Here is a 9,875-nt window from a genome sequence, read left to right as displayed (position 1 = left end):
ACCCCTAGGCTGCGGGACGTGACCGAGACCCCCGCCGCCCCCGCCCCCCGCGACGAGGCCGCCCAGGCCCGGGTGCGCGAGCACATCGCCACCTGGGAGGCCTCCTGCGCCGACGTCGTGGCGCTGCTGCGCTCCCTCACGCCGGCCGACTGGGACCGCCCGACCGAGCTCCCCGGGTGGGACGTCCGAGCGGTGGCCGCGCACCTGGCGCACCTCGAGGGCGAGCTCGCGGGACGACCGCAGCCCCAGGTCGAGGTGCCGGCGGCACCGCACGTGAAGGGCTTCATGGGGCAGTACACCGAGTCCGGCACCATCGCCCGGCGCGACTGGAAGCCCCAGCGGATCGTGGACGAGCTCGAGGAGGTCGTCGCCGAGCGTCGGGCGGCGCTCGCGGCGAACCCGCCGGAGGACCCCTCGGCGCCCGGCCCCTCCTTCGCCGCGCTCGCCGGCTGGAGCTGGGAGACCCTGCTGCACAACCGCCCCTTCGACATCTGGATGCACGAGCAGGACATCCGTCGGGCGGTCGGCCGACCCGGTGGGCTCGACACCCCCGGCGCCGCCCACGCCGGCCGCGTGGTCGCGCGCTCCCTGCCGATGGTCGTGGGCAAGCGTGGCGGCGCCCAGGCCGGCCAGTCGGTCGTGCTCGAGCTCACCGACGTCCCGCACCCCGACCTGCCCTCGGTCCTCGCGGTCCTGGTCGGCGACGACGGCCGCGCCCGGGCCTGCGACGTGGGCGACCTGTCGGGCGGACCGACCGCCACCGTGCGACTGGACTGGGTCGACTGGATCCGACTCGGCGGCGGCCGCGCGAGCGCCGACGAGGTCGAGGTCCTGGTCGAGGGTGACCAGGAGCTCGGTCGCCGCGTCCTCGCGGGCCTGGCCGTCACTCCCTGATCCCTCCCCGGTCACGTGGCACGGCGGGCCCTCGTCTCCGGAACCACCAAAGGCGTGGGCCGGCAGGCCGCGGACGCGCTGGTTCGCCGGGGGTTCGAGGTGACGACGCTCGACCTCGACCTCGCCAGCCCGCCTGACCTCGCCGGGCCGCCTGACCTCGCCGCCGTACGCCGGGCCGCGGCCGAGGCGGCCGCGCCCGGTCCCCTCGACGTGCTGCTCCAGCTCGGGCCCCACCCCCTCGGCCACCTCGCGGTCACCGGGCTGCTCCTGCCGAACCTCCTCGCCTCGGGGACCGGCCGGGTGGTCACGGTGAGCTCGCCGGCGGCCAGGCTGGCGCGCTCCAGCCGGTGGCCGTCGTACGCCGGGAGCATGCTGGCCAACCTGGTCCTCACCGTGGAGCTGGACCGCCGGGCCCGGGCCGCGGGTGCGCCCCTGACGGCGGTCGCCGCCCACCCGGGGTGGGTCACCGCCGACGGGCAGGTGGGCGGTGCGATCGGGGTGGCCGCGGCCCGACTGGTCGGGCAGTCCGCCGCGGCCGGGGCCCAGGCGCTGGTGAGGGCCGCGACCGACCCCGGCCTCGAGGGCGGGGAGTACGTCGGTCCGGGCGGCCCGTTCGGGCTGCACGGCCCACCGCGGGTGGTGCCGATGCCGCGGTCCGCCCGCGACCCGGCGTCGGCGGCGCGGCTGTGGGAGGACGCGGAGCGCGTGACCGGCGTGGTGCCGAGGTTCTGAGCCGGCCCTCAGGCCTCGGTGTCGAGGAGCGGCTCGGGGCCCCGGTCCAGGGTGTCGCCGGGGCGCCGGGGGACGCGCCAGGTCATCACGGTGCCGCGGGGCTCGTTGGCGCTCCAGGTGGCGGTGCCGTTGAGGTTGCGGGCACGGTTCATCAGGTTGCTGATGCCGCTGCTGCGCGGCAGCGGGTCGGGCAGGCCGACGCCGTCGTCGGTGACCTCGACGGTCAGGTCGTGGTCGGTGCCCACCAGCGACACCGTGACGTGAGAGGCGCGGGCGTGGCGCGCGATGTTGGACAGCGCCTCCTGGATCACCGAGGCGACCTGGGCCACCAGGTCGGGGGCGAGCCCGTCGACCAGGCCGTCGGCGGTGACCGCGGGCATGAAGCCGAGGATCCGCGAGGACCGGGTCGCGATGTCGATGAGGACCTGCTCGATGTCGTCGTGGTCGCCGATGCTGGTGAGCTCGAAGATCGAGTTGCGCAGCTCGCGGATCGCCATGTCGAGCTCGCGGGCCACCGAGTTGAGACTCTCGCCCAGCTGGCGGTCGTCACCGTGCTCCTGCTCGATCTTGCGCGCGGTGCGGCCGAGAGCGGCGACCTGGAGGCCGGCAGCGAAGATCCGCTGGATGACCCGGTCGTGGAGGTCGCGGGCGATGCGGTCCCGCTCCTCCAGCAGCGCCAGGCGGGTCCGCTGGCGGTTGATCTGCACCGACCGTGACCGGACCCGCTCCTCGAGCTCCTGGTTGACCTGGTGCAGCTCGTCGACCAGCTTCTCGCGCTCCACGTCGATGCGCTGGGCCGTGCGCGCGGCGCGGTAGGTGACCCCGATGACGCCGACGGCCACCACCGTCATGAGCAGCGCGGAGCCCACCTCGGTGTCGAAGAGACCCTCGGACTGACCCTGCACCCGCAGCCAGCCGATGAACGGGATCGCGAACAGCGCGATCGGGGTGATCAGCCGCAGGAGTCCCGCTCCCGGGTCGGTGCCGAACCACATCCACTGCAGGGCGCCGTGGGGCACGGTGAGCAGGACCGCGAGCGACAGCAGCACCAGCATGACGCCGGTCGGCGCGGCCATCGCGGTCGTGCTGGCCGCGCGGTAGATCTCGCGGGCGTCGTAGACGTGGGCGAAGATCGCCACCAGACCGAGCGCTGCGGGGAACCAGGCCAGGACGCTGCCGAGCCGGTCGCGACCGCGGGGCACGAGCACCACCGCCCCCGCGAGCGAGACGAAGCACAGGCAGGTCAGGATCGAGGGCCGTCCGGGGTGCACCCCGGCGGCGGCCGGGTTGAGGAAGTCGTCGACGACGGCCTGGTCGAGCCCGAGCGAGACTCCCGCGACCCACTCGACCACGATCAGGAACGCCACCAGCGCGGTGGCCGCCGCCAGCGCGTCGCGCACCCGACCCGCGAGGGTCACCACGGCCGCGCCGAGGGTCAGGCTCATCACCGCCGTGACGAACTTGGTCGACGTGCTGTGTCCCCCGGGCGAGACCAGCACCTCGACCTCGAGGAACCAGCCGACGACGACCAGCAGCGCGATCAGGCCCGCGAGGCAGGCGAGCCCCACCGACCGCGTCCGGCCGCGCCGCTCCCACTCGTCCAGGACGGCCGCTCGGATGGTCCGCAGGGAGCGACGTCTCGCAGCCACGCGGCCCTCCTTGTCGCGGTCCCTCGAGGGACCGGTGTGCACGGTCACTGGTCATCGTGCCGAACGGAAGCCCCGCATTTGCGGAAATGCCCCATGCGACTCGGTGATCACCGGCACGAGCGACCGCATTGTGACATGTAGCCAGGTTCAGGACCTAGGGCCCGTTCGGGCGGTTCGCGGGTCAGGGACGGCGCGGGAACTTCTCGAACTCCGGGCGGCGCCGGGCCTTGAACGCCTCGCGTCCCTCCTGCGCCTCCTCGTTGCCGTAGAAGAGCAGGTTGGCGTCGTGGGCGAGCTGCTGGATGCCGGCGTAGCCGTCCTCGTGGGCGTGCATGCTCAGCTTGTAGAGGCGGATCGCCCATGGGGAGAGGGCCAGCATCTCGCGGCACCAGGCCACGGTGGTCTCCTCCAGCTCCGCGAGCGGCACGACGGTGTTGACCAGGCCCATGTCGAGCGCCTGCTGGGCGTCGTACTGCCGGCAGAGGAACCAGATCTCCTTGGCCTTCTTGGGACCGACCAGGTCGGCGAGCAGCCCCGCGCCGTAGCCCCCGTCGAAGGACCCGACCTTGGGGCCGACCTGCCCGAAGCGGGCGTTGTCGGCGGCGATGGTCAGGTCGCAGACCAGGTGGAGCACGTGGCCGCCACCGATCGCCCAGCCCGCCACCATCGCCACGATCGGCTTGGGGCAGCGGCGCATCGCGACGTGCAGGTCGGTGACGTGGAAGCGGCCGGTCGCACCCTCGTGGGTCTTGTAGCCGCTGTCGCCGCGCACCCGCTGGTCGCCGCCGGAGCAGAAGGCGCGGTCGCCCTCGCCGGCGAGGATGATCGCGCCGACGGACTCGTCCTCGCGGGCGACCTCGAGGGCCTGCCCGATCTGGATGATCGTCTGGGGGCGGAAGGCGTTGTGGACCTCGGGCCGGGTGATCGTGATCTTGGCGATCCCGTCCTCGGTCGTCTCGTAGCGGACGTCGGTCCAGTCGTCGCGGTCCAGGCGCTGCCACTCGGCACCGGACCTGATCTGGCTCTGGGGGGGCTCCGTGCTCATGCGGTCGATTGTGGACGACCGCCTGAAACCGGCGGTCAGGACCCCAGGGCGTGCAGGACCAGACCGAGCAGGACCTCGGTGAACCCGACCGGCTCGGGGGCGTCCCCGACGACCGCGCCGACGACGTAGCCCTCGAAGGCCGCGACCAGGATCTCCGCGCACTGGCGGGAGGTCTCCGGCCTGCTGGCGGGCATCGAGGGGTCGCGGTCGATGGCGTAGCGCAGCCACGCGGTCATCTCGGAGACCGCCTGCGAGCGGTGCTCCCGACACACGGCGACCGCGGGCAGGTCGTCGGGCAGGTCCTCCATCAGCAGCGCGATGCCGGCGACCACGAGCGGCGGCGGATCCGCCAGCCGTCGCGCCTGGGAGAGCAGGGTGTCGTAGAGGTGCGACCGCAGCGACTCACCGGCGCCGATCGGCATCCAGTCCTCCCGCTGGGAGCGCCACTCCTCGTAGCCGTTCACAATCGCGTCGGCGAGGAGCCGGTCGAGGTCGGGCGCCATCGCGAGGACCTCGGCCTCCTCGACGCCGGCCCGTTCGGCGATCGCGTCCAGGCGCGTGCCGTGGTAGCCGTGCGCGGCCAGCTCGGCGAGGGCCGAGCGGTGCACCACCGGCCGGAAGGCGCGGACCGGGCTCACGCCTGCACCTTCGGTGCGACGACGTACGACGACAGCCCGGCGCTCACGGTGCGCACCAGCATCGGGAGGTTCCACTCGATGCCGCTCTGCTGGGCCACGAACGCACCGTCGATCAGGGCGAGGTGGACGCCGGACAGCCGGTGCGGGAGCCGCGGGTCGGCCCGGACCGTCTCGGGGGGCAGGATGCGCGACCACCACTCCGCCATGGCCGTGCGCGCACTGGCGCGTACGGCGGCGTACCTCGCCCGGGCGCGCCGCGCGCCGTGACCCGCGGTGAGGCTGAGCAGCACGCCCAGGACCCAGAACTCCGGGCAGTCGGAGGCGGCGTCGATGCCGGTGAGCAGCCGCCGCGAGATCTCGTCGGACAGGCCGGGCACCGGGTCCACCCGGGTCCAGGTCGGCGCAGCCGAGATCCACCGGAGCAGGCAGTCCTCGAGGGTGAGCAGCAGCAGGTCGTCGATGGTGGCGGCGTGCTGCTGCACCTCGCGCAGGCCCAGCCCGCTGCGCGCGGCCACGGCCTCCCACGAGACGGCGGTGTAGCCCCCGGCCAGGGCGAGGTCCACGACGGCCTGGACGACCTGGGCGCGACCGGGCGGTGGATCGACGCGTTGCTGCGCCACGCTGCCACCCCCGGACGTGTCAGCCCCGGGTGCGTGCCTCGTGACGTGCGCACGCGGAGTCGTTCCCATGTTCATCCCTGAGGTGACGTGCGGGACACACGTTCGTGACGCAAGTTCTCCGAGTCACCCCATGTGGCGACCGTCACCGACCGTGCGGGAGCTGCCACCGCGCCCGGACGCGGGATGCGGCTGGACCAGACCGCACTCGTAGGCAAGCACCACGGCCTGGAGCCGGTCGCGGACCCCCAGCTTGGTCAGCAGCCGGTTGACGTGGGTGCGCACGGTGCTCTCGGCGATGAAGAGCCGCTCACCGATCTCGACGTTGCTCAGGCCGCCGGACATTGCCACCAGCACGTCTCGCTCGCGATCGGTGAGCGGCTCGCCCGGCAGCGCCACCGGCGGACGGTGGCGGGCGAAGGTCTCCAGCAGCCGCCGGGTGGTGGTCGGTGCCAGGACCGCGTCGCCGGCCGCCACGACGCGCACCGCCCGGACCAGCTCCTCGGCCGGGGCGTCCTTGAGCAGGAAGCCGGCCGCACCGGCGCGCAGCGCGCGGTAGACCAGCTCGTCGAGGTCGAAGGTGGTGAGCACCAGGACCCTGGTCGCGCTCCCGCACCGGGCGAGCTCCTCGGTCGCCGTGAGCCCGTCGAGCCGCGGCATCCGGATGTCCATCAGGCACACGTCCGGCCGGGCCCGCTCGACCAGCCGCAGGGCCTCCTGCCCGTCGCCGGCGGTGCCGACGACCTTTAGGTCGGGCTCACCGTCGAGGATCCGTGCCAGCCCGATGCGCACGAGGTCCTGGTCGTCGACGACCACGACCCGGATCGGGGCGCCGGTCACGGGGCGCCCTCGGCGGGGACCGAGGCGGTGACCCGGAAGCCCTCGCCGTCGCGCCGGGCGACGACCGCGCCCCCGACGGCCTGGAGGCGTTCGGACAGGCCGCGCAGCCCGAGGCCGGACGGCGCGAACCAGGGCGTACGCCGCCCGGGGCCCGGGTCGTGCACGTCCACCTCGAGCGCGTCGGGCTGCCAGCGCAGCGAGACCGTGGCCGCCGCGCCGGCGGAGTGCTTGCGCACGTTGGTCAGGGCCTCCTGGACGACGCGGTAGACGGTGAGGCCCGCCGCGTCCCCGACCTCGCGCGGCACCCCCTCGACCCGCAGGGTCACCGTGAGGCCGGTGGCAGCGGCGTGCTCCACCAGGTCGGGCAGGTCGCGCAGGCCGGGCTGCGGAGCCAGGCCGGGCGGCTCGGTGTGCAGCACCCCCAGCAGGGCACGCAGCTGGGTGAGCGTCTCGCGACCCTGCTGCTCGATGCCGGCGAGCGCCTCGGCGGTCGAGCTGTCCTGCGGCAGGTCGCGCCGCTCGGCCCCGGCCTGGACGACGATCGCCGTCACGTGGTGGGCGACCACGTCGTGCAGCTCGCCGGCCAGGCGGGTCCGCTCGGCCGCGAGCCTCTGCTCGGTCACGAGGCGGGCACGCTCCCGGGTCTGGCGGACCGCGAACCCCGCCGCCCAGGCCGCACCGATCACGGTGGCGAGGTAGACGAAGTTGCCGGGCCTCGGGTCCTCGCTGAGCGCGATCACGCCCGCCATGCCGGCGAGCGTCACGCCCAGCCCCGCACCCGCCGTACGCCAGGAAGCGGCGGAGCCGACGGAGAACACGACCAGGACCAGGACCAGGGCCTCGCTCAGGCCGCCGGGCAGGTCTGACCCCAGAAGGGACTGCGCCAGGCAGGCGCCGACCACCAACCCGCTCGCGGTCACCGGTCGCGCGGTGCGCAGGGCGACCGAGGACGTCGCGACCGGCACCGTCAGCAGGACGGCAGCGCCGGCGGCCGGGCCGGTCAGGCCGAGGGCGGCCTCCACGAGCGCGGTCACGGTGAGGACCGCGGCGAGGGCCACGTCGAGGGAGACGAGCCGCTTCATCTGACCGACGCTAGGCCCTCCGGCAGCTCCCCGGCATCCACCACATGAGGGAGACAGGTCGGTCGCCGGCGCTGACGACCGGCGGCCCGGCGCTGCCTAGCGTCCGATGCATGACCACCTCACTCGGCCGTCCGGCCCTCGTCGCGGCGCCGCTGCTCGTGCTCGCCGCCCACCTCACGCAGTCCTCGCCGTCGGCGCACGACACCGCCTCGGAGCTGGCCTCGATCGCAGCCGCCACCGGTCGCTACCAGGCCGCGGGCGTGCTCGGCTTCCTCGCCTGCCTGCTGTTCGTGCCGGCCCTGCTCACCCTGGGAGCGGACTTGCGCGTCACCCGGCCTCGCTGGGCCGCGGCCGGGACCGGGCTCTCGATCACGGGGCTCCTCGCGCTGGTGTCGCTCCAGGGGTCCGGGCCGGTCAGCCAGGCGCTGGCCGAGTCCCCCGGCCGGGCGGCGGCGATCGCGGTCACCGACGCCTACGAAGGACTCCCGCTGCCCACCGCGTGGGTCCTGCTCATGCTCGTCGGCTGGGTGCTCGGCCCCGTGGTGCTGGGGGTGGGCCTGTGGCGGTCCGGAGCCACCCCGCTCGTGCCGGTGCTCCTCGCCGGCGGCGTCGTCGTCCAGATGGCCGACGCCGGTCGGTGGCCCCTGGCCGCTGGGTTCCTGCTCACCGCGGCCGGGTTCGGGCTGTGCGCCACCCCGATCGGGCGGCCGGCTTCCCGGACGGTCGCGAGCCCCGAGCCGGTGCCCGCGCTCAGCTGACGTCGAGCGCTGCGACGTCGTCCTCGTCGAGGACCAGCTCGGTGGCGCGGAACGAGTCCTGCACCGACTCCGGCCGGCTCGCGCCGGGGATGGGGATGACGACCGGGGACAGCGCGAGCTCCCACGCCAGGGCGACCTGCTGCGGGCTGACGCCGTGCTTCTCGGCCACCTCGGCGAACGGCTTGGCGTCGCTGCCCAGGTCACCGGCCCCGCCCATGCCGCCGAGGGGGCTCCACGCGAGGAAGGCCAGCCCGAGGTCGGCGCACAGGTCGATCTCGGGGCGGGAGGACCGGAAGACCGGGGAGAACTGGTTCTGCACGCTCACCAGCGCCTCGCCGAGGATCCCGCGGGCCTCCCGGATCTGGTCGGGGTCGGCGTTGGAGAGGCCGGCCGCCTGGATCAGCCCCTCGTCGTACAGCTCCTTGAGCGCGCCGATCGTCTCGGCGTAGGGCACGGCCGGGTCCGGCCGGTGGTGCTGGTAGAGCCCGATGCTGTCGACGCCGAGCCGCTGCAGCGAGGCCCGGCAGGCGCGCTTGAGGTGGTCGGGGCTGCCGTCGAGGTCCCAGTCGGTGCCGCGGCGGGTGTGGCCGCCCTTGGTGGCGACCAGGACGTCGTCGGGCCCGAGTCCCACCTTGCGCAGGACGCCGGCGATGAGCTCCTCGTTGTGGCCGAGCTCGTCCTCGTCGCGCGAGTAGGCGTCGGCGGTGTCGATCAGGGTGACGCCGAGGTCGAGCGCTGCGCGGATGGTCGCCTCGGCGCGCTCGGGGTCGTTCTCCTCGCGCACGGACATGGGCATGCCCCCGAGCCCCAGGGCGCTGACGGTGCGGGTGCCGATCTGTCGGGTCTGCATGTCCGCAGGGTGCTCCTGGGGCTGTCGGGCAAACCGGCCGAGGACCGATACTTCCCCCATGCCTCGCCGCCCCCTGCTGCTCCTCGTGCTCGGAGGACTCCTCGCCTCCCTCCTCCTCGCGCCCGCCCCGGCCTCGGCGAGCGCGTTCGCGGCGAAGGCGCAGCGGGCGCTCAACCGGCTCGGCTGCGACGCCGGGCCCGTCGACGGCTCGATCGGCGCCCACACCCGGGCGGGGATCGTCCGCTTCCAGGCCGCCAACGGGCTGGGCCAGGACGGCCACCTCACCGACGCCACCCGGCGACGCCTCTACGCCGCGGCGCAGGTCCGCTGCGACCGGCGGCCCGTCCCCCGCCACTCCTCGACCGGCCGCCGCATCGTGCTCAGCCAGCGACAGAACTACGTGTGGCTGGTGCGGGCCGGGGGCGGCGTCGCGGCCCAGGGGCCGATGGTCGACAACCCCTCGGTCCTCGGGACCGGGTCGCACCGCGTGGCGTCGTACTGCGGGAGGGCGGCGAAGATCCGCTCCAACACCGACGCCGGCGGGTCCCTGTGGCTGCCCTACTTCACCCGCTTCGCGCCCTGTGGCGTCGGCTTCCACCGCGTCCCCCTCTCCCGCTCCTCGGGCGCCCAGATCCACCCCGACTGGATGCTCGGCACCGACCTCAAGGAGTCCCACGGGTGCATCCGGCTGAGCCGGCGGATGGCGGCCGCGGTGTGGGACTTCGGCTCGGTCGGGACGCCGGTGGTGGTCGTGCGCGGGTGACCGCGTC

At 74.5% G+C, this 9,875-nt stretch carries 11 protein-coding genes; 4 read left to right on the top strand and 7 right to left on the bottom strand.

Annotated elements, in window-relative coordinates; genetic code table 11:
- Positions 1-18 precede the first annotated feature (18 nt).
- Together J2S63_RS10775 and J2S63_RS10770 are read left to right on the top strand one after the other, a co-directional pair.
- Positions 19-894 carry a maleylpyruvate isomerase family mycothiol-dependent enzyme gene (locus tag J2S63_RS10775; RefSeq protein ID WP_310301898.1) on the top strand — a complete coding sequence of 292 codons (876 nt, stop codon included), beginning with the start codon at positions 19-21 and terminating at the stop codon, positions 892-894.
- A 99-nt stretch (positions 895-993) separates the two neighbouring features.
- Complete coding sequence (locus tag J2S63_RS10770; protein ID WP_310301897.1) at positions 994-1,626, top strand: SDR family NAD(P)-dependent oxidoreductase; 633 nt, start codon at positions 994-996, stop codon at positions 1,624-1,626.
- A gap of 8 nt (positions 1,627-1,634) precedes the next feature.
- Here J2S63_RS10770 and J2S63_RS10765 read toward each other — a convergent pair whose 3' ends face one another.
- The 6 genes from J2S63_RS10765 to J2S63_RS10740 all read right to left on the bottom strand — a co-directional run bounded on the left by J2S63_RS10765 (position 1,635) and on the right by J2S63_RS10740 (position 7,497).
- On the bottom strand, positions 1,635-3,275 hold the full coding sequence (locus tag J2S63_RS10765; protein WP_310301896.1) for a sensor histidine kinase: 1,641 nt from the start codon (positions 3,273-3,275) through the stop codon (positions 1,635-1,637).
- A 181-nt stretch (positions 3,276-3,456) separates the two neighbouring features.
- The gene (menB, locus tag J2S63_RS10760; protein WP_310301895.1) at positions 3,457-4,320 is read right to left on the bottom strand and encodes a 1,4-dihydroxy-2-naphthoyl-CoA synthase; all 864 of its coding nucleotides are present in this window, start codon (positions 4,318-4,320) and stop codon (positions 3,457-3,459) included.
- A gap of 35 nt (positions 4,321-4,355) precedes the next feature.
- Positions 4,356-4,958, bottom strand: coding sequence for a TetR family transcriptional regulator (locus tag J2S63_RS10755; RefSeq protein WP_310301894.1), 603 nt, complete (start codon positions 4,956-4,958; stop codon positions 4,356-4,358).
- On the bottom strand, positions 4,955-5,578 hold the full coding sequence (locus tag J2S63_RS10750; RefSeq protein WP_310301893.1) for a hypothetical protein: 624 nt from the start codon (positions 5,576-5,578) through the stop codon (positions 4,955-4,957). Before J2S63_RS10750 ends, J2S63_RS10755 begins: the two co-directional genes overlap by 4 nt.
- A gap of 123 nt (positions 5,579-5,701) precedes the next feature.
- Positions 5,702-6,415, bottom strand: coding sequence for a response regulator (locus J2S63_RS10745; RefSeq protein ID WP_310301892.1), 714 nt, complete (start codon positions 6,413-6,415; stop codon positions 5,702-5,704).
- Complete coding sequence (locus J2S63_RS10740; RefSeq protein WP_310301891.1) at positions 6,412-7,497, bottom strand: sensor histidine kinase; 1,086 nt, start codon at positions 7,495-7,497, stop codon at positions 6,412-6,414. The genes J2S63_RS10745 and J2S63_RS10740 overlap by 4 nt, the downstream gene beginning before the upstream one ends.
- 110 nt (positions 7,498-7,607) lie before the next feature.
- Between J2S63_RS10740 and J2S63_RS10735 the strand changes: the two genes are divergently transcribed.
- A complete protein-coding gene (locus J2S63_RS10735) occupies positions 7,608-8,255 on the top strand; it encodes a hypothetical protein (RefSeq protein WP_310301890.1) in 648 nt (215 codons plus the stop codon).
- On the opposite strand, the gene J2S63_RS10730 is transcribed toward J2S63_RS10735, so the two are convergent.
- The gene (locus J2S63_RS10730; protein WP_310301889.1) at positions 8,248-9,105 is read right to left on the bottom strand and encodes an aldo/keto reductase; all 858 of its coding nucleotides are present in this window, start codon (positions 9,103-9,105) and stop codon (positions 8,248-8,250) included. The two genes, J2S63_RS10735 and J2S63_RS10730, sit on opposite strands and share 8 nt — an antisense overlap.
- A 58-nt stretch (positions 9,106-9,163) precedes the next feature.
- On the opposite strand from J2S63_RS10730, the gene J2S63_RS10725 reads away from it, so the two are divergent.
- Positions 9,164-9,868: a L,D-transpeptidase family protein gene (locus J2S63_RS10725; RefSeq protein WP_310301888.1), complete on the top strand. Its 705-nt coding sequence runs from the start codon at positions 9,164-9,166 to the stop codon at positions 9,866-9,868.
- Positions 9,869-9,875 lie beyond the last annotated feature (7 nt).

Source organism: Nocardioides marmoribigeumensis (assembly GCF_031458325.1).
GTDB classification, from domain to species: Bacteria; Actinomycetota; Actinomycetes; order Propionibacteriales; family Nocardioidaceae; genus Marmoricola_A; species Marmoricola_A marmoribigeumensis.
Note: the sequence above shows the minus strand (reverse complement) of the source record. Positions and strands in the feature narration are given on the sequence as shown.

Coding starts and splice junctions, on each gene's coding strand:
- menB (WP_310301895.1), bottom strand. CDS start 4,320: ATGAGCACGGAGCCCCCCCAGAGCCAGATCAGGTCCGGTGCCGAGTGG.
- J2S63_RS10740 (WP_310301891.1), bottom strand. CDS start 7,497: ATGAAGCGGCTCGTCTCCCTCGACGTGGCCCTCGCCGCGGTCCTCACC.
- J2S63_RS10735 (WP_310301890.1), top strand. CDS start 7,608: ATGACCACCTCACTCGGCCGTCCGGCCCTCGTCGCGGCGCCGCTGCTC.
- J2S63_RS10730 (WP_310301889.1), bottom strand. CDS start 9,105: ATGCAGACCCGACAGATCGGCACCCGCACCGTCAGCGCCCTGGGGCTC.
- J2S63_RS10725 (WP_310301888.1), top strand. CDS start 9,164: ATGCCTCGCCGCCCCCTGCTGCTCCTCGTGCTCGGAGGACTCCTCGCC.